Annotated in this window: 16 protein-coding genes; 8 read left to right on the top strand and 8 right to left on the bottom strand. The window is 40.9% G+C overall.

The window, feature by feature from the left end:
• Positions 1-303: 303 nt before the first annotated feature.
• The gene (locus tag LXL81_RS02380) at positions 304-840 is read right to left on the bottom strand and encodes a VOC family protein (protein WP_234645102.1); all 537 of its coding nucleotides are present in this window, start codon (positions 838-840) and stop codon (positions 304-306) included.
• A 112-nt stretch (positions 841-952) separates the two neighbouring features.
• Between LXL81_RS02380 and LXL81_RS02375 the strand changes: the two genes are divergently transcribed.
• Positions 953-1,519 carry a dihydrofolate reductase family protein gene (locus LXL81_RS02375; RefSeq protein ID WP_234645101.1) on the top strand — a complete coding sequence of 189 codons (567 nt, stop codon included), beginning with the start codon at positions 953-955 and terminating at the stop codon, positions 1,517-1,519.
• A gap of 68 nt (positions 1,520-1,587) precedes the next feature.
• Here the strand turns inward: LXL81_RS02375 and LXL81_RS02370 are convergent, their stop codons facing one another.
• Together LXL81_RS02370 and LXL81_RS02365 are read right to left on the bottom strand one after the other, a co-directional pair.
• Complete coding sequence (locus LXL81_RS02370) at positions 1,588-1,962, bottom strand: hypothetical protein (protein WP_234645100.1); 375 nt, start codon at positions 1,960-1,962, stop codon at positions 1,588-1,590.
• Positions 1,963-2,082: 120 nt separating this feature from the next.
• Positions 2,083-5,538, bottom strand: coding sequence for a ThuA domain-containing protein (locus LXL81_RS02365; protein ID WP_234645099.1), 3,456 nt, complete (start codon positions 5,536-5,538; stop codon positions 2,083-2,085).
• A 222-nt stretch (positions 5,539-5,760) separates the two neighbouring features.
• On the opposite strand from LXL81_RS02365, the gene LXL81_RS02360 reads away from it, so the two are divergent.
• Positions 5,761-6,486 carry an NrtR DNA-binding winged helix domain-containing protein gene (locus LXL81_RS02360; protein ID WP_234645098.1) on the top strand — a complete coding sequence of 242 codons (726 nt, stop codon included), beginning with the start codon at positions 5,761-5,763 and terminating at the stop codon, positions 6,484-6,486.
• Between the two features lie 46 nt (positions 6,487-6,532).
• On the opposite strand, the gene LXL81_RS02355 is transcribed toward LXL81_RS02360, so the two are convergent.
• Together LXL81_RS02355 and LXL81_RS02350 are read right to left on the bottom strand one after the other, a co-directional pair.
• Positions 6,533-6,889 carry a hypothetical protein gene (locus LXL81_RS02355; protein ID WP_234645097.1) on the bottom strand — a complete coding sequence of 119 codons (357 nt, stop codon included), beginning with the start codon at positions 6,887-6,889 and terminating at the stop codon, positions 6,533-6,535.
• A gap of 227 nt (positions 6,890-7,116) precedes the next feature.
• Complete coding sequence (locus LXL81_RS02350) at positions 7,117-7,566, bottom strand: PA2169 family four-helix-bundle protein (RefSeq protein WP_234645096.1); 450 nt, start codon at positions 7,564-7,566, stop codon at positions 7,117-7,119.
• Positions 7,567-7,821: 255 nt separating this feature from the next.
• Between LXL81_RS02350 and LXL81_RS02345 the strand changes: the two genes are divergently transcribed.
• Both LXL81_RS02345 and LXL81_RS02340 read left to right on the top strand, forming a co-directional pair.
• A complete protein-coding gene (locus LXL81_RS02345) occupies positions 7,822-8,133 on the top strand; it encodes a hypothetical protein (protein ID WP_234645095.1) in 312 nt (103 codons plus the stop codon).
• A 252-nt stretch (positions 8,134-8,385) separates the two neighbouring features.
• Complete coding sequence (locus LXL81_RS02340) at positions 8,386-9,045, top strand: carbonic anhydrase (protein WP_234645094.1); 660 nt, start codon at positions 8,386-8,388, stop codon at positions 9,043-9,045.
• 150 nt (positions 9,046-9,195) lie between these two features.
• Here LXL81_RS02340 and LXL81_RS02335 read toward each other — a convergent pair whose 3' ends face one another.
• The 3 genes from LXL81_RS02335 to LXL81_RS02325 all read right to left on the bottom strand — a co-directional run bounded on the left by LXL81_RS02335 (position 9,196) and on the right by LXL81_RS02325 (position 11,991).
• Positions 9,196-10,062, bottom strand: a complete 867-nt coding sequence (locus LXL81_RS02335) for a DUF808 domain-containing protein (RefSeq protein ID WP_234645093.1) — start codon at positions 10,060-10,062, stop codon at positions 9,196-9,198.
• 69 nt (positions 10,063-10,131) lie between these two features.
• A complete protein-coding gene (locus tag LXL81_RS02330) occupies positions 10,132-11,259 on the bottom strand; it encodes an AI-2E family transporter (protein WP_234645092.1) in 1,128 nt (375 codons plus the stop codon).
• Positions 11,260-11,481: 222 nt separating this feature from the next.
• Complete coding sequence (locus LXL81_RS02325) at positions 11,482-11,991, bottom strand: hypothetical protein (protein WP_234645091.1); 510 nt, start codon at positions 11,989-11,991, stop codon at positions 11,482-11,484.
• Positions 11,992-12,393: 402 nt separating this feature from the next.
• On the opposite strand from LXL81_RS02325, the gene LXL81_RS02320 reads away from it, so the two are divergent.
• From LXL81_RS02320 to LXL81_RS02305, 4 genes are all read left to right on the top strand, one after another.
• Entirely contained in the window at positions 12,394-13,065 is a 672-nt protein-coding gene (locus tag LXL81_RS02320; RefSeq protein WP_234645090.1) for a response regulator transcription factor, read from the top strand.
• Positions 13,066-13,069: 4 nt separating this feature from the next.
• Positions 13,070-14,449: a HAMP domain-containing sensor histidine kinase gene (locus LXL81_RS02315; protein ID WP_234645089.1), complete on the top strand. Its 1,380-nt coding sequence runs from the start codon at positions 13,070-13,072 to the stop codon at positions 14,447-14,449.
• 146 nt (positions 14,450-14,595) lie between these two features.
• A complete protein-coding gene (locus LXL81_RS02310) occupies positions 14,596-18,951 on the top strand; it encodes a CusA/CzcA family heavy metal efflux RND transporter (protein ID WP_234645088.1) in 4,356 nt (1,451 codons plus the stop codon).
• Between the two features lie 10 nt (positions 18,952-18,961).
• Positions 18,962-20,092: an efflux RND transporter periplasmic adaptor subunit gene (locus LXL81_RS02305; RefSeq protein WP_234645087.1), complete on the top strand. Its 1,131-nt coding sequence runs from the start codon at positions 18,962-18,964 to the stop codon at positions 20,090-20,092.
• Positions 20,093-20,112: the final 20 nt, after the last annotated feature.

Here is a 20,112-nt window from a genome sequence, read left to right as displayed (position 1 = left end):
AACATCCTGTTTATAAATAAAATTCAAATATTACATTTATTCTACAATTAGTTCTATTGAATGTAAACTATTCTTCCCAGAATCGAAAGAAAACGGCAATAATAATCTCCTCTGCATTTACGAGTCAGTATCTGAAAAAGATAAATAAGTATCAGGTATATTCCTGATTGGAACGGAGAAAGTTTGAGAATTACGCGGCTTCAACGGGCGCGAAGCTATGGTAGCAAGCTAATCAATCAACAAATAATCCGGAATTAAATAAAAAAGGAAGGAACAGTCTAAATCTGATTCCTTCCTTTATTTTTACTTCGCTTTATTTTCAAAAAAATCTTTTTGACTTAACAATGCTTCATGCAACGATTTTTGGATGTAGGCAATTCCTTCGATAGCATCCGCAGAAGACGCTCGTTTTCCAATTTCAGGATTCGTAAAATCAATTTCTTCGACGCGTTCATTTATCCACCAGAGATTACCAAAAGGATCCAAAATCCTGCAAACTTTTTCTCCAAACCACAGCGTCGTAATATCCGTCACAGATTTAGCTCCCAATTCCAGTGCTTTCTGATATGTTTTTTTCACGTCTGCAACATACAGATTAAGAAAAGCCGGAGTTGGTGCCCAATCTTCTTTTGAGTCAAAAAGCATGACCAAAGCATTGCCTATTTTTACGACTACGTGAATAATTACGCCCTTTTCATCGGTAATTCTGCTGCCTGGAATTTCTGCTGCTTCAAAGGCTTCCGTCAAAAATTCGATCAGATCAGCCGAAGAAGGAGAAATGATCCAGGGCGTCACGGAAGTGTAATTGTCAGGAACAATCTTAATTTTGTTGTCTTTCATTTTGTTTTTTTTTAATGATCACGCAAAATTCCGATTGCCTTATGACAACTGTATGTCAGGGGTACAAGAATTTATATTTTTCCAAAACCCGTTAACAAGCACCTAACAGCAAATGGCTACTGAAAAATTTAAACTGACGATACACATGGTTTCCAGTCTTGATGGCATAATTGCCAAAAATGACAATGACATTTCATGGTTTGAGTCAACAAGCAAATATGAGAAAGGTGTTACCGGAGAAGATCCAGAAGAATTTCTGAAAACAATAGATTGTTATGTGATGGGGTCACGCACTTATGAACACGCACTGGAACTTTCAAAATCGTATGGCTGGGCGTATGGCGACAAACCAACAATTGTTGTAAGCAGCAGAAACCTGCCTGCCGAAAGACCGAATATTGAATTTTTTTCTGGTAACCTGACTGATCTTGTGAATGATCATTTGAAGCCGAATTACAAGAATGTCTGGGTTGTTGGCGGCGCTATTCTTGTTAAGGATTTCATCCGTTTTAAATTGACAGACGAAATAAGGGTATCCATTTTACCAATTATTTTAGGTAGCGGCACTTTGTTTTTTGACAACATTGGTCAAGAGCAAATGTTACATTTGAAAGATGTTACTACTTACAAAAATGGTATGACGGAACTTTGGTATGAGATAATAAAAGAAGAAGTATAAGAGCCTTGACGATCAATTGTCAGGATTCTTATACCTCTGATAACCCACTCATTTGCTACATTAGATAATTATTTCATTCTCTTTGCCGTCGCATCAAACATGCCTAACAAACTGCCTTTCATGTTGTCTTCATCCACTTTTTTGAGATTGATCGTGACATCATAACCCTGGGCATTAAAGGCAAGATCTATTAAATCAGCACTTTCATCAACAGTAACCGGTACTTTTTCAGCCGTTGGTTCAGTAGGATTTGACATTTGTCCGGTAAGCTTACCATCCGTTCTCACCAGATCCACGATCATCTTCGAATCTCCATTGGGTGTACCAAATATGGTCACTTCCCATTTTCCGGCGAAAAAATCAGCCGGCGCAGTAGTTTGTGAATTGCTGGTAAAAACCACACCCAGCATTAAAAACAGGCAGATTAAGTTTAATTTTTTCATAATTGTCATTGTTAAAATTGATGTTGAAAAGTTGTTATTATTATTGTTATAAATTTTTCCTTACCCGGATTCGCGGACTTCCAGATTTAGGAAATATCTGTTTTGTTAATACTTAATAAATCAGGGCTGGTCATTTTCGGGAAGCTTGAACTCCGCTCCTATGATGATCATGAGTGAACGCTCTTCGGCTTTGGGATTTACAAAAACCAGGTAGACATCATGTAATCCGATATCCTTATTTTCCGGATTTCTCATGGGCACTACCAGTGTTGCGGGCTTAAAATCCAGTGCTTCTGAGGGTTCCAGAATTTCAGAGGTTCCAAGCAATGTTCCTGTTGGACTATCCATCCGTAATTCCACTTTTCCACCTGCCGCATTCAGCTGTGCTTTTGGAGCCATCGCCATCAACTGCAAGCCAGAAATTGCATGTAAATCAATTTGTTTTAAAACCATGTAAGCACCGGATTTGGAAGCAATGGCCAGGTTCATGCCGTTGTTGGAAATCTTCATGATGTTGTCATAATCATCAAATCCATGTACATCCACTTTTGCATTTCTCAATACAAAAGACTGTTCCGATTTAACAGAAGGAAGGCCGGCGGCACCTGCATCTTCGTAAGCTGCCCTGACAATAAAAATCCCCTTTCCTTTATCTCCTGACGGAACTTTTGCAACATAACTACCTTTAACCGGCAACGATTTCTCCTTTGGTTTTTCATTGGCTATGTTGAGAATATACTTAACCATTTCAGAAGCATCAGCCGCAGATAATTGGGGATGCGCCGCCATCGGTGTTTCACCCCAAACTCCGCCACCGCCTGAAATTACTTTTTTAGTCAGTTTTTCAACTACTGAATTATCACCTTTGTATTTTGCAGCTACGTCTCGATAAGCAGGTCCGATCGATTTTTTGTCAACGCTATGGCAGGCTTTGCAGTCACTGGCTTCAATAAGTTTTTTCCCATTTGAAAAAAGCGCATTGGCATCAGCAGAACGGTGTCCCTGCGCTATGGCGATCTTGTCAAAACCTTCCGGCAAATAATCAATATTGACTGCAACCTGATCCGGGTCAATACCTTTTCCAAGTGCACCGTCTTCCTTGTCACTTACTTTAATATCGTAACGAAAAGGCTTATTGGCTGCATAAAATGATTTATTGCTGCCCGGCATTTCCAGAGTTAGTACGGGCGGCTCGTTTCCAACCGTAATTTCCATTGATTGCGAGCTGATACCGCCTTTACCGTCGTTCACCGTAAGTGTCGCTTTGTAGACACCTGTTTTTGCAAGTGTCAAATTAGCATCAGGCGTATTTATCACTTTCTGAAAACCATTTTTTGATGAAATTTTCCAGGAATAACCAAGTACATCATCGTCGGCATCTGTTGTTCCTTTTGCACTAAGTTTGAGAGCCATCGGTGCTGCGCCGCCCATTTGGTTCGCCGCCATTTGCAGGTTTGGTTTGCGGTTACCGCCATTATATTCAATCCGAATCAGACGAGCATCATTATTGGCAGAAAACCAGCCAGTACCATATTCCAGCATATACAAATCGCCGTTGTCAGCAAATTCCATATCCATGGGGTTAGAGAATTTATAGCTTGGCATAAAACGTTCCATGGATTCATAGTTCCCGTCTTTATCCATCGTAACCGCCATAATCCATCCGCGCATCCAGTCGTAGGAAAGCAGCTTACCATTGTAGTAACCTGGAAAAACACCGGGTGCTTTTTTGAACTCGTCCGCATAAAAAACGGGGCCTGCCATCGCATTTCTGCCCCCGCTGCCCACAAGTGGAAATTCATTTGACACCGCATATGGATACCAGATAAACGCCTTTTCCGCCGGAGGCAAAACTTTCAGACCCGTATTATTTGGGGAAGTATTGGACGGCGCATTGGCGTCCCATTTTTCCAAGGATTTTTTATTTGCAAAATCGTATTTATTATATGCTTTGTTGTCGCCTACAAAATGTGGCCAGCCAAAATTACCAGCCTTGCGCGCCTGCCCTACCTCATCATGTCCCGCCGGCCCTCTGGTGGAATCCGGCTTGGATGCATCCGGGCCAACCTCTCCCCAGTATACGTAATTTGTCTTCTGGTCAATGGAGATACGGAACGGGTTGCGATGCCCCATGGTGTAAATTTCCGGACGCGTCAACGCGGTACCTTTTGGAAATAAATTTCCCTCCGGAATGGTGTAAGTGCCATCAGCCTGCGGTTTAATCCGGATTATTTTCCCGCGAAGATCATTGGTATTGGCTGACGATTTCTGTGCATCCCAGGCACTTCTGCCTTCCTGCTCATCACTTGGGCTGTATCCGGCAGAACCGTGCGGATTGGTATTATCCCCTGTTGATAAATACAAATTACCCGCTTTGTCCCAGGCAATGGAACCGCCTGTATGGCAGCATTCCTCACGCTGGGTTGGCACATCGAGCAGCACTTTTTTTGATTCCAATACCAATCCGTCACCTTTCAGTTCAAACCGGGCCAATATGTTTTTTGGTTCTTCCGGAATGGAATAATAAAGATAAATCCAGTGATTCTGAGCGAAGTTTGGATCTTTATTAAGGCCCAGAAGCCCGTCTTCCCCAACGGACTCTTTGCCTTGTTTATTTTTGTACTTTAAGCTGACAGGAATTTTAGCGATCGTTTTCAGTTCCCTTGTTTTTGTATTATATATCCGCACATCACCTTTTCGCTGAATGAACAAAATTCTTCCATCATTCAATACGCTCAGCTCCATTGGTTCATCCAGTTTTTCTTCCAGAATTACTTTTGTAAACCGGTTTTCTTCGGGTTTTGATTTTGTGTAATTCAAAGGTTTAGGTGCATCTCCGCCAGCCGCGTATTTAATTCCGGCCCATAAATGGTTAAGGAAAAGCGGCTCCGAAAATGTTTCATCGGTATGCCCCATTGCAGTATAAAATGAACGTCCCCCATCAAACTCCTGATACCAGCTGATTGGATGAAAATCAGGGTTTTTACCACCGATGTAACTTTTTTCATCAATTTTTAGTACCACATTTATTTTTGGAGAAATGTCTTTGAAGCTGTAAAATTCATCTTTACGCTCAAATTCATCCGGCATTCCCTGCGTGGCCCAGTGATTTTTTTGAGTAACGATAAATTTACCGTTTTGCACATTACTTGGTGTCATCGGATGATCCAGAAAATAGGCTCCGGCTAATTTTCCATACCAGGGCCAGCCATATTCTGTATCCGTAGCGGCATGAATGCCAACATAACCTCCGCCGGCCTGAATGTATCTTTCAAAAGCAACCTGTTGTTCGTCATTTAATATATCACCCGTGGTATTTAAAAATATAACGGCATTGTACTTTTTAAGGTTTTTGTCATTGAACTGCGTCGCATCTTCGGTAAAACTTGCTGTAAATCTTTTCTCGCCCGACAACTTTGTCAGCGCTGTTTTGCCAGCTGCGATCGACGCATGTCTGAACGCTGCCGTTTTGCTAAAAACAAGAATGTTGATGGCAGGCGTTTGAGCATAAGACAACTGACCTGATAGATATAAGCCCAGACAAATCAGCCTGAATAAAATCGGTTTTACCTGCATCCTGAAAAGAATTTAAGTGATGGATGAACAAAAGTATCATTATTTATAATATTGTCTATATATTAGACAATAAATATTTTCATGTTTTAAATTTATATTGTGCAATACTATAAAATTGAAGATATCGGTTGATAGCACTTCCAAAGCACCAGCGCGGCCAGTACAATTTTTTCGACAGTTAATCAGAAAACCGTAATTTCGATTCTTATAAAACCAATAAGCATGCATAATCCCAGCGAACAGAATTTTATTCAACAGCTCTCTATTGATTGCGTCATCTTTGGATATCACCAAAAACAACTTCAGGTTCTCGTTAACAAGCTGAATTTCAACGGAAATTTCTGGGCTTTACCTGGTGGTTTTGTTTTTCAAAATGAAGATATCGATAAGGCCGCAAACAGAATTCTGCAAGAACGGACAGGTATAAGCGAAATTTATCTTGATCAATTTTATGTTTTTGGTAACGCAACGAGGAACAATCTCAATTTTATTGATGAATTAATTGCACTAAATCCTCATATGTCTATCGACGAAAAGTCAAATAAAGTCGAGTATGAGTGGTTTACCAGGAGATTTATTTCCATCGGGTATTATGCCCTGGTTGATATACGAAAGGTGGTTCCACAAAAAACAGATCTTGACGAGTCCATTCACTGGATAAATATTAAGGACTTGCCGTCTATGATTATCGATCATAATGATATCGTTTTAAAAGCCCTGGAAAGCCTGAGAGTTAATGTTGATGAAAAACGATTGGCGTTTAATCTGCTTTCCGAAACCTTTACAATGAAAGAAGCTCAGGAGCTTTACGAAGCAATTTTTGATAAACCTTTTGCCCGTAATAACTTCCAGAAAAAAATTCTGGATCTTGACATTCTCGATCGGCTTGAAAAGAAATTTACCGGTGCAGCTAACAAAGCTCCTTTTTTATATCGATTAAAAAAATAGCAGACATCACTGCACCGTAAGACGGTTGGAAGATATCCCCGGTCATTCATTCCTGTTCAATTGTAACCAGCGACTGAACGGGCATTTCTGAAATGTCAAAAGTTTTTACTGTACGCTCTTTACCTACCGAAACAGAGAGTTTATATTCTCCTTTTTCCAGTTTTGAAATATCAAATATCTGCAAAAACCCACCGCCCAAATTTTGATTACTGGTGTAAAGTACGTGACCCAGATCGTCCGACAATTCAAGTCTGGCATTTGCATTCATCGGTGCTACGACCAGTCTAACTTTTTCATTATTGATCACCGAAGCATACGTAGAAGGCTTTCCGTTTTCATTTGTATTGGCAAAAGATGCTGAACCGGCTACCAGTCCTAACACGACTAAAAGGATTTTTTTCATGATCTTGTTTTTTGTTATTGTTTGATAGGACAAATCTATAACGGATCATAAACGCCTGGAAATTAATCCTTACGAGATTCAAAAACAGGCCGACGAGCGCAGCGATTGATCAGACGAGTGCAGAAAAATATTTGTGACATTTGGATAAAAACCAAAAGATTAATATTTGAAAACAAAAAAAGACCGGAAGAAAATCTCCCGGCCCTGACTACCCGATCTGTGGGTTATTATTTAACAGTTTGATGAGACATCACTGCTGCGAGTGCATCAGCAATTCCTGCTCTTTGTTTACGAAGCAGATCAATATGATCGGCGTGTTCCAGATAATCACCTAATGCAGTATCATATTTTTCGAGTGCCGCTTTTTCGCCGGTTGTTACAGCTTCCAGAATAGCCTCGTCTTCGTGGCTGCTTAGTGCCTGTTTAATATCAATCCAGGTACGATGTAAAGCACCCAAAACGCCACCTTCATCATTTGTCGATTCACCGCCATGTGTAGCGATATGGCTTTTTAATTCCTGTGCATAAACAGCACGTTGTGCAGCATATTTGGCAAAAAGTGCTTTCAGTTCCGGATTGTCAGTTGTTTCTGCGGCAGATTCGTAACCCTCTTTACCGTCGTTTATGATGTTTACAAGTCCTTTAAGATCGCTTACAATTTCTTTATCGTTTTCCATTGCTATTAGTTTTTGATGAGTTTATTAATTTTTAGGTTTAAATAAATGTATCAAAAAATTGTGCCGGATTACCTTTCCATGTGATTTACCCAAACTGAGTACCCTTAGCGTTACATCATCCTGTTCCCTAGCTGAAAAAACTGGAATCAGGTAAGACGGAAGAAACGTTAAACAGATGGAGCAACTCCCGCTTGACGGTTTGGTATAGTTTTAGTGTTGACTCTTTAATAACACAAAGAAAAATTAGTATTTGATATGGGAAAAGTAACTGATTACAAAGAATGGATCTCACAGGTAAATCTTGAAGGTCACCAGGACGTATATGATCTATACAATTCAGTAAATAATTACGAAAGTGCCGGCAAATTTCATACATCAAAGGAAGTTACAAATGATGGCAGTGAATATTTAGTAAAAGCTGAAGGCAACCAGGATTCTCTGCATCTAAAATCAGAAGAAGAAAAGTTTTCCTTCCTGCAACACATCGCTGATGAATTTACCGACTCGGGCGAGGGAAACGTAGAAACCTGGTACAATTTGAAAAAAGAATTGAATAACATTGATTAACGTGAAAGTATAATCTTATTTACGGTTAATTTCAGAATGCCTGGCTAATTACTTCGTCAGGCATTTTTGGTTTTATGAAAATATTTCAGACAAATGAAGAAAGTAATACCAGACAATTCTTCACATACCGAAAACCATCTTCATAACCAATTACCTGATTTACGCTCTAAAATTGCAAGAATTTACTAATTTGCGCCGGCAGAATTAAGGCACTTTTTGTTTAAAATTTTCTCTTAACAAATATTTCTCGAAATGGATATTGCAAAAATTTTTCAAAATAACCAGGATTGGGTTAAAAGAAAGCTGGATATTGAGCCGGCCTATTTTAGTGACCTTTCGAAAGGGCAAACGCCTGACATCCTCTACATCGGTTGTTCAGATAGCCGCGTATCAGCTGAGGAGCTCATGGGCGTGGCACCGGGTGATGTTTTTGTGCTTAGGAACATCGCCAATATGGTTCCCAATACCGATTTAAGCGTCATGTCAGTAATTAATTATGCCGTTGAGCATTTAAAAGTTAATCACATTGTGGTTTGCGGACATTACTATTGCGGCGGTGTGCAGGCAGCGATGAAATCAGGTGATTTGGGAATATTAAATCCATGGCTGAGAAATATTCGTGATGTCTATCGCACGCATAAGGATGAATTGAATGCCATTGAAAACGAGGAACAGCGTTACAAAAGACTGGTTGAATTGAATGTTGAAGAGCAGTGTATCAATGTGATCAAAACAGCGGAGGTACAAAAAGCACAGCGTGATCGTGACTTAACTGTTCATGGATGGGTATTTGATGTAAATTCCGGAAACCTGATCGATCTGAATATTGACTTCAAGAAACTGCTGGAAAATATCATGGAAATATATCGTCTGGACTTGAAGGAACCTGAAAACAAGGCTGTAAAAGCCTGATAACCAATAATAAAGAAAAGCTCTTGCTCAGAAATAATTTGATTCTGAGCAAGAGCTTTTTTTGTATATAGGAAATCGATGAGCGGTATAATTTAAAAAAGGTCAGTTTGAAATATAAAAACAGCATTTCGAATTAGAAGAAAATAATGTCTATTTTCTGGTCCTTGGAAAGATTTTCTTGAAACCAACTACTATTATAAAAACAACCAGCCCCACGGCTAAACCAATTCCAAATTCTTTGACAATGTCGGGTATTGCCGGCAAAAAATCGTGCAGGAAATGAATGTTATGGATAAAAATCCCGCCGGAAACCAAAATAAGCGCAATTGTACCCACCACACTTAAAATCCTGATTATAACAGGGAGTCCTTTCACAAGCAAATTACCCAGGCCTGAAAAGAATCCTTTATCATTGGATTTTTTAATCAGTTTATAACCGGCATCATCCATTCTGACAATAAGCGCCACGATGCCATAAACACCAACTGTTGCCAAAAGCGCTACCAGAGAAACCGTTAAAATCTGTATGGTCAACGGCTGATCGGCAACAGTGCCCAGCGCTATGATTACAATTTCAACGGACAAAATAAAGTCGGTGGTTACGGCGGATTTTATTTTTACCTTCTCATCGCTTATCACAGCTGAACCCGATTCCTTAGCAGTTACCACCTCTTCCTTTCCATAGTGCCGGAAAAACTCAACTATTTTTTCGGCACCTTCATAAGCCAGAAAAAGTCCTCCCAAAAGAAGTATCACGGTAATCGCTGCGGGGAAAAATACGTTCAGCAACAAAGCCAGTGGTACTATTATAATTTTGTTTAAAAATGAGCCTTTTGTAATAGACCAAAGCACGGGCAATTCCCTGTCGGACAAAAAACCAGTAGCTTTCTCAGCATTGACAGCCAGATCATCTCCCAGAATACCGGCCGTTTTGCGCGTCGCTATTTTGGTCGCCATGGCGACATCATCCATTAAAAAGGCGATATCATCTAAAATTGCAAAAAATCCTGATGCCATGGTTTACTTATAAAATTATAATTGAGCATTTACAAAACGGAATAACAACCCTTGATAAAACGGTTACAGTTACATCTCGGCTTTGTTCACCACATTCTGTGGAGAATCGGTCGGCATTGTATCCCCAAGCAATTTGCCCCAGGGTTTCAATCCATCGATCCGGTCAAAAATAATTTTCAAAACAGCAACGAAAGGTATTGATAAAAACATACCGCTGACACCCCACAAATTGCCTCCAAGAAGTACGATTAAAATTGAGATCAGGGCATTCACAGACACTTTGGACGAAACAATTCTGGGAACAATGATATTATTATCAGCAAACTGGATCAGGGTGTATGCGCCAACAATCAATAGTGGTGTTGTTAAATTATCACCTGTGATCAGTGACATCAATACAGGAAGACCGATGGCGATGATACCGCCAATGTAGGGAATCAGGTTCATGATGGCTCCGATAACGCCCAGTAAAATGGCATATTTCACTCCCAGAATTAACAAAGCTCCCGAGTTTAAAACGGCAATTATGGAAGTTTCAATCATAAGTCCAACAATATAACTTTGAACGGCTCCTTTGGTTTCCTGTAAAATTTCAGCGACCTGATCAGAATTATCCTGTTCAAAAACTTCAAAAATAAAGTTCAGTATCAGCGGTTTGTAAAACAAAAGCAGAAACACATAAAGAGGGATTAGCACCATAAATGTCAACATGCTCATCAGGGTATCAAGTGTTTTTCCAACAAAGGCCTTACTTCCATTTAGTGCATCCTTGGCCATACTGGCCTGTTTCTGCTCAGACATCCCGAATTGGGTTGAAATCCATTCCTGCGCATCATGCATGAGCGAAAGAAATTTAGTCTGTAATTGTGGAAGCATCTCTCCAAACTGTGCGATCTGGGCCGACAGGAAAAATAACAACGCCGCTACAACAAGGATCGCAAGAAGAATCGTCAGCGCGATGGCCACGATTTTGTTTATTTTTTTATTGGCCAGGAAAGTGTATACCGGATTTAATAATATGGCGATTAACCCTGCGAAAGCAAATGGCACCAATATGTCCTGCAATAACGCAACGATATAAAATAACAGGTAAAGTCCGATAAGGATCATCGGTGCCTTGATATAAAAAGGATATGCACTCTCTTGATCCTCAGCTTCCGAGGATGATTTGTTTGATGATTTATAAATATGTCCCATCTAAGTTTTATAGATTGTTAAGTTATAATTTGGTGCCTTATAATTCTTTAAATAATTTGATTTTGGGATCTCGAAGGTAAAACCTTTAAGACCCCAAATATTACTTTTTATTTTTTCCTTAAATCGAATGTCACACAGACTGATATGGCGGGAAAAATTTCAGATAATGATTAGCTTTTCTGTAACTTATTATAAAACAAAATGTTACCACTGAAATCGCAATTAAAAATTCCCTTTATTTACTGATCTTTCAACAATTCGGCTTTTTAAACGAGAGGCCCGGGATTGAATATCATCGCCCGAATGATCATCAGTTTTAGAAAATACCGGATTTAAGGGATCGTCCAAAAATGTATGTTGAGGCGAAGAAATATCTGCATTTACTTCATCAGTATTCCCCTCTCCATAAGCATCCAGGATGGCGGCGGCCTTGTCGGCATCCGATTCTGTTGCAGTATGTACACTAACCAGTGCACCATGATGAGCGGCCCGGGCATACTGCTCAACCTGATGATCATCACTCCCGAAAAGATCCTTGAAAAAATCAGTTATTGAGCTTAAAAATCCTTCACTTGTTTCCTCAGGATGTTGATTTTCAGGAGTATCGGTCTTTTTGTATGAAGCAATTCTGATACTTACCTGATCCTGGGTAAAACCATTGCCCAAAAGCACTTCCTGCACCTTTTGTGCCTGTTCTAAATTTTCGAAAATGGATACAACTGTATGAGCCATAACAATGAATTGGTTAATGTTAAATGATGAAATGAAGCGATTCTAATCTCACTTCCTGTTTCTAGCATTAAATACTGAACCATGAAATGTTAAAATCATGCCACCGGTAGTAAATTATATTTCACCATTCGGTCACAACGCGGGTCAATATATGTAAATCAGCCGTCTCTCATGTCTGATATTGAAGCTTCAAAAAGAATACCATCACACAACTAAAATACTTTTTCAAAATTTCCGGATTCACTGTATTTAGCAGTACAGGTGTTTTCTGTTAAATACTTTTTAAGACGATCTTAAGAATTATTTTTGATAGATAACCATTTGCTAATGCTTACTTTACCAGAAATTGACAGGTACGATCACGGCACTGTCAAAAAGCAAATTCCCCTTAACAAAAAAGGCATGAGAATTCTCATTATAGAAGACGAAACCGGCATACTGAATTTTCTCAAACAAGGTCTTGAAGAGGAATCCTATGCAATTGATACTGCCACTGATGGACACAAAGGACTGGAAATGGCGCTGTCAGGAGAATACGACCTGCTTTTGATCGACTGGATGCTGCCGGGAAAAAGCGGAATTGAGGTTTGTCGTGATTTCAGAAAATTACATCCAAAAACTCCGGTGATATTTCTTACAGCCAGAGATACGGTTCAGGATACGATTTTTGGCCTTCAGGCGGGTGCAAATGATTATATCAAAAAGCCATTCAGCTTTGAAGAACTTTTGGAAAGGATCAAAGTGCAGCTCAGGCCGCAAACGGGTGAACAGGCAGAGTTTACGCTCGGGCCGATTCGTATCGACACGCATTCTCACCAGGTTTTTAAGGAATCAGAAGAAATAAAACTGACCCAGAAAGAGTTTGGCCTGCTGGAATATCTGGTGCGTAACAAGGGAAAAGTTTGCCGCAGGTCGCGTATTATTGAGAGTGTCTGGGATATCCATTTTGAATATAATACGGGCGTCATTGATGTATATATCAACTCCCTGCGCAAAAAATTAAAACTCGCCAGGGAAGAAGATTATATTCAAACGATACGAGGCGTTGGATACATTGCCAAAGATATTTACTGACCCAATGACCACATCTTTCAAAAATAAAATTGCACTCAATTTTACACTGAGCACGGCGCTTTTGATCGCCGTGGTTTTTCTGGTCATCTATCTGATCGTCAATCTTACCGTTTTTGGAAGAGTTGAGAAAGATCTGGATTTTGAAGCCAGGGAGCATCTGGAAGAGCTTGGGATGAAAAATGGAGTACCTTTTTTTGAAGACAAAATCGAATGGCTTGAAAGAGAGCATCTTTTCCTGGAAATAAATCCGATTTTTGTCCAGCTGACAGGCCTCGACGGAAAAGTCATTGACAAATCACCTAACCTGAAAACAAATGAATTAAAGCCGGATTTTTCAAAAGCAGATATGCTGTTTTTCAGGACGAAACTCCTTGGAAGAAGTATTGCCCAAATGCAGATCGTCGTAAAAGATAAGTCCCAGAAAGTGGGTTATCTGATTGTTGCATTACCAATTGACGAATCGGAAAGGGTCATGTCCAATCTTCAAACCGCTTTACTGATCTCCTTTCCTGTCGTACTGTTACTACTTTTCTTAATTACGCGTTACATGGCCGGGCGCAGCATTGAACCCGTGCTGAGCGTGATTGATACAGCTGACAAAATTACCAACGAAAATCTTACTGCACGTATCCCCTTGCCTGCCCGCAAAGATGAGCTCAAAAAGCTGGTTACAACGATTAATGCCTTGATGGACAGGATTGAAAATGCTGTGGATCGTGAAAAACAGTTTACCTCCGATGCATCCCATGAGCTCAGAACACCACTCGCTGTTATCAAGGGCACATTGGAAGTGTTGATAAGAAAACCCAGAACGGCTGAGGAATACATTGATAAAGTTGCTTATTGCATTAAAGAAATCAACAGGATTAACTATCTGGTTGATCAGCTGCTACTGCTTGCCCGGTTTGAAAGCCAGAAAAAAGATATGGATTTTCAAAAAATCGGCCTATCAGAACTTACTGAAACAATTCTGATCCGTCAGCAGGACAGGATTCTGGACAAAGCTATCTCAGTTTCGCTGGACTCTGATGATCACGACCTTGTGTATACTGATCCGTACATGGTTGATATCATCATCGAAAACCTGATTTCAAACGCAGTAAAATATTCAAAACATAGTGGTCATATCTTCATCCGTATCCACCAGGAAAGTCAGAAACTGATTTATAAAATCATAGACAAAGGCATTGGAATAGAATCCTCCGAAATGGAGAAAATCAAGGAACCATTTTATCGTTCAAATCCCCTTGCTCATCCGGAAATCAAAGGAAACGGTCTGGGACTTTCAATCGTAAAACGTATGTGCGAGTTGTTGACGATCCAATTTTCCATAGAAAGCGACCTGAACGAAGGCACCATAGTCAGTCTCATTTTCAATTCTTAAGCAAACCTTAAGAAATCTCTTAGGAATCATTAAGAATCGGTCTGATACATTTGATCTGTAAAATGATCGGCGCTAACCTGCCGGAAGTTTACTACTAACTTCCTCCTTGCCTTCATATTCTTTTTCAGGATTTAGAATGAAAAATTATGCTTAATAAAATCATCGGGTTTGCTGTTGGCAATAAGCTTATTATTGGCCTTTTGGTGATAGCACTCGTAGGTTACGGCGGTTATGAACTGACCCGGCTTCCTATCGATGCCGTTCCTGATATTACAAATAACCAGGTGCAGGTTATTACTGTCGCTCCTTCATTTGGTGCCACAGATATTGAAAGGCTTGTAACATTTCCGATCGAACAGGCAAACAATAACATTTCGGGATTAAAGGAAATAAGAAGCTTTTCCCGTTTTGGCTTGTCGCTGGTGACCATCGTTTTTGATGATGCAACGGACATTTATTGGGCCCGACAACAGGTTTCCGAGCGACTTTTAAAAGTTCAGACACTTATCCCGCAAGGTATCGGAACACCCGAACTGGGCCCTATCAGTACCGGACTTGGAGAAATTTATCAATATGTGATCCGACCGAAGGACGGTTATGAACATCGGTATAATGAAACAGATCTCCGTACGATTCAGGACTGGATCGTACGGAGACAGTTACTGGGTGTCAAAGGCGTGGCAGAAGTCAGCAGTTTTGGTGGAAAATTAAAACAGTTTTCCATCGAGATTGATCCTGATAAACTTTTGTCATATGGCATCACGATCAACGATGTTTTTTCGGCACTGCAAAATAACAATGAAAATACCGGCGGTGCTTATATAGAAAAAGGCCCCACCGTTCTGTTCATCCGCAGCGAAGGTCTGGTAGAAAACCTGGATGATATCAAAAACATTGCGGTCAAAAATCTGACCGATGGACAGCCGCTTTTCATCCGCGATGTGGCGGAAGTAAAAACGGGTTATGCCACGCGTTATGGTGCCATGTGTTATAATGACAAAGGAGAAGTTTCGGGAGCGGTCGTGATGATGCTCAAAGGCGCCAACAGCAGTGAAGTCATAAAAAACGTAAAGGAACGGGTTGCGCAAATTCAGAAAACACTGCCTGAAGGTGTTGTCATTGAGCCCTTTCTTGACCGGACTAAAATGGTTAATAATGCCATTGGTACGGTAGAAAAGAATCTTCTGGAAGGTGCCTTGATCGTTGTTTTCGTACTGGTCCTTTTCCTGGGCAATTTAAGAGCGGGGCTGTTGGTTGCCTCTGTGATACCGCTGGCCATGCTTTTTGCCGTGATCATGATGAACACGTTTGGCGTAAGCGGAAATCTGATGAGCCTGGGTGCGCTGGATTTTGGGTTGATCGTGGACGGAGCCGTGATTATCGTCGAAGCGGTCATGCATCAAATTACACATAACAAAAAATTCGCTGGGCTGGCAAGCCTTTCACAAGCGCAAATGGACGAAGAGGTGAATGAGTCCGCGGATCGCATGATGAACAGTGCAGTTTTTGGTCAGGTCATTATCCTGATCGTTTACTTACCGATTTTTACTTTGCAGGGTATTGAAGGAAAAATGTTCAAACCGATGGCGCAAACCGTAGCCTTCGCGCTTCTGGGTGCTTTTATTTTATCGCTGACTTACATTCCCACGATGAGCGCGGTTTTTCTTAGCAAAAAAATCAAGACAAAACCAGGTTTGTCAGACCGGATCATGGACCGGCTTTCACTAAAATACCGGTATGCCCTGGAAGGTGTGATCCGTCACCCCAAAATGATACTGGCCTCGGTAATGATACTTTTTGGCTTGGCCATTTATGTACTTACCACCTTAGGAGGTGAATTTATTCCTGCTTTGGAAGAAGGAGATTTCGCCGTAGACACGCGTGTTTTAACAGGAAGCAGCCTCACTACGACAATAGAAAATACGCAAAAAGCAGCCCATATCCTGAAAACCCAGTTTCCGGAAGTTTTAAAAGTCGTCACCAAAATTGGCAGCGGCGAAGTCCCAACCGACCCTATGCCCATGGAGGCGAGTGATATGATGGTGATTTTGAAAGATAAAAGCGAATGGACTTCCGCCGGGACCTTTCCTGAACTTTCGGAGAAAATGAGCAAAGCACTAAAAGCCGTTCCGGGCATCACGGCAGGTTTTCAGTTTCCGGTACAGATGCGTTTTAATGAGCTCATGACTGGTGCACGACAAGATGTAGTTTGCAAGATTTTCGGAGAAGATCTGGACACGCTCGCTTTGTATGCCAAAAAACTTGGTAAGCTGGCAGGGCAGGTCGAAGGAACAAAAAATTTGTATATGGAAGCCGTTTCCGGAATGCCGCAAATCACCATACGGTATAACCGGAACGCCCTGGCTCAGTATGGCCTCAACATTACTGCAATCAATAAAATCGTCAACACCGCTCTTGCCGGCCAGAGCACGGGGATGGTTTTCGAAGGAGAAAAAAGATTTGAGCTCGTAGTAAGACTGCGCGGCGAGCAGAAGAAAAATCTGGAAGACATTCAGAATCTGTTGGTCTCAACCGCCACCGGCAATCAAATTCCGCTAAATCAGCTGGCTGAGGTTAAAATACAAAACGGCCCAAACCAGATTCAGCGTGAGGATGCCAAAAGACGTATCGTGGTTGGATTCAATATTTCGGGAAAAGACGTGCAAAGTATTGTTACCGAACTTCAACTTAAAGTCAACCGGAATCTTAAACTTCCGACGGGCTATTATATTACCTACGGCGGATCTTTTGAAAACCTGAATGCAGCAAAACAACGACTGATGATTGCCGTGCCGGTATCATTACTGCTGATTTTTGTTCTGCTATTCTTTGCTTTTAATTCCGTAAAAGACGGTTTGCTGATTTATTCTGCCATACCATTGTCTGCCATTGGCGGTATTTTTTTCCTGGCCCTGCGAGGTTTGCCATTCAGTATCAGTGCAGGAATCGGTTTCATAGCACTTTTTGGCGTTGCAGTTTTAAACGGAATTGTGCTAGTGGCCGAATTTAACCGCATTAGAAAAGATGGTGAAAAAGATATACGGAAAGCGGTTCTTGAAGGTACGCAACACCGACTCCGGCCTGTGCTTATGACTGCCTTTGTGGCCTCGCTTGGCTTTTTCCCCATGGCAATCAGCAACGGAGCGGGAGCCGAAGTACAGAGACCGCTCGCAACCGTGGTGATCGGTGGACTGCTGGTGGCAACCTTTCTGACCCTTTTTGTACTTCCGGTCCTCTATCTGTTTTTTGAAAAAGGTTTCAAATTTAGAAGTGGTGGTAAGGCTGCGATCCTTGTAATAATCATCGTATCATGCTCTGTTATTAATCCATCTAAAAGTTTTTCACAAAACAAAATTGACCTGAAAACGGCACAGCAAATAGCGATTGCCAATAATCAGAATTTAAAAACAGAAAAACTTCGCACAGAATATCAGAAAGCTCTTGTAAAATCGGCTGTTGTTATTCCTCAAACCACAGTGCAACTCGAAGGCGGCCAGATCAACAGTTTTTATACCGATACCAGAATTAACCTGTCGCAGTCATTCAGCCTGCCAACGGTTTATGCCAAACAAAAAAATCTTCTGCAAAACGAGCTGGCGTCAAGTGTACTGAATGTGGCCGTGCGCGAAAGTGAGCTCAAACGAAATGTAGCCCAGGTTTACTATCTTTTTGTTTATCAAAATAAAAAAAGAGCACTTCTACAATCACTGGACAGCCTTTACAGCGGTTTTTACGAAAGAGCTCAACAGCGGTTTGACAAAGGAGAAAGTGATATTCTCGAAAAAACCACAGTAGAATCTCAGCTTGCCGATGTCCGTATACAAAGTCAACAGCTTGATTCAGACCTGAACTTATCCAGCTTACAGTTTCAATTATTACTGAATACTACAACAGATTATCAGCCGCAAATGGAAGACCGGTATGTTTTGGTATCGGCTAAGGACTCATCAGCGTTGGAAAACCATCCGCAAATGCGTTTTTTGATGCAGCAGCAGCAAATAGCGGCTGCGACAGTTGATGTTGAAAAGTCAAAACTTTTGCCGCAGCTTAATGTGGGTTATAACAACATGAGTATGCGCGGGACCGGAGCCAATGACAAAACTTATACTGCATCACAGCGCTTTCAATCGGCACAGATCGGCGTTGGTATTCCGATTTTTGCGGGTGCACAGAAAGCCCGGATTAATAGTGCCCGGATCAATCAGGATATCGTGCGCCAAAGTTACCAGGCTGGTGCCCAGTCCTTAAAAATTCAATATTTATCCGCGTTGACAGAATACCGCAAATTCCTGAATACCATCCAGTATTACGAAACAACCGGACTGGCCAATGCTTCATTGATCACCAAAACGGCCAATGAGCAGCTTTCAGGCGGCAGCATCAATTACCTGCAATGGGCACAGCTGATCAGTCACGCCACCACAATCCGGAGCAATTATCTGGACATCATCATGAATCTGAACAGCAAAGCCATTGAACTTAGTTATTACCTGGAAAATTAAATTGCCTGATATGAAATACCTGATATTCGCAGCCCTCATCAGCATGATGTTTTCCTGTTCAAAAAAGGAGGAAGAACAATCTTCCTCAACAGAAAAACCTGTGAATGAAAATGTGGCGTCGCTTAATAAAGAACAAATGCAGAATGCCGGTATCAAAACGGCTCTTCCTGAAAAAAAACAGATCTCTGAAATTCTGAAACTGAATGGTAAAATAGATGTGCCGCCGCAAAACATTGTTTCCATCAGTGTGCCTTTGGGCGGATATTTAAAAACAACAAAACTTTTACCTGGCACACCCGTAAGAAAAGGAGAAATTCTGGCTGTGATGGAAGACCAGCAGTATATCCAGCTCCAACAGGATTATCTGACAGGAAAAGCACGGGTTGCATTTCTGGAAAGTGATTATCTGCGTCAGAAAGAGCTAAACAAAAGTAAATCGAGCAGTGATAAAATATTTCAGCAGGCAGAATCAGAATACATCAGCCAGCAGGTAATGATGAAATCGCTTTCCGAAAAACTGCGTTTGGCGGGTATCAATCCGGATAAACTGTCGAAAGATAATATCTCGCGAAGTGTTAATATTTACTCGCCTATCAACGGTTATGTTTCCAAAGTAAATGTCAACATCGGCAAATATGTGTCGCCCACGGAGGTATTATTTGAGCTGATCAATCCAACAGATATTCATCTTGCGCTTAAAGTTTTCGAAAAAGATCTTGATAAAATAAAAAAAGGACAGCGACTATTGGCATACACCAACAACGCGCCTGAAAAAAAATATGAATGCGAAATAATCCTGATCAGCAAAGATCTTTCCATGGAAAGAACCGCCGAGGTCCACTCCCATTTCGAGCGTTATGAACCCGGACTTTTACCAGGAATGTTCATGAACGCAGATATTGAACTGAACAAGCGTAACGTGCTGGTACTGCCGGATAATGCGATTGTAACCTTTGAAGAAAAACAATTCGTTTTTATACCAAAAGGCAAGGATAACTTTGAGATGAAACAGGTGAAAACCGGCACCAGCGAAAACGGGTTTACAGAGATTATCACTAAGGAAAATTTTGATAATCAGGTTTGTGTGATAAAAGGTGCTTATTCGCTTTTGATGTCGTTAAAAAATAAATCAGAAGATTAGTACAGGTCTCAAAGTGAACG

This window comes from Dyadobacter sp. CY356 (assembly GCF_021440195.1).
In the GTDB taxonomy this organism is placed as follows: Bacteria; Bacteroidota; Bacteroidia; order Cytophagales; family Spirosomataceae; genus Dyadobacter.
Note: the sequence above shows the minus strand (reverse complement) of the source record. Positions and strands in the feature narration are given on the sequence as shown.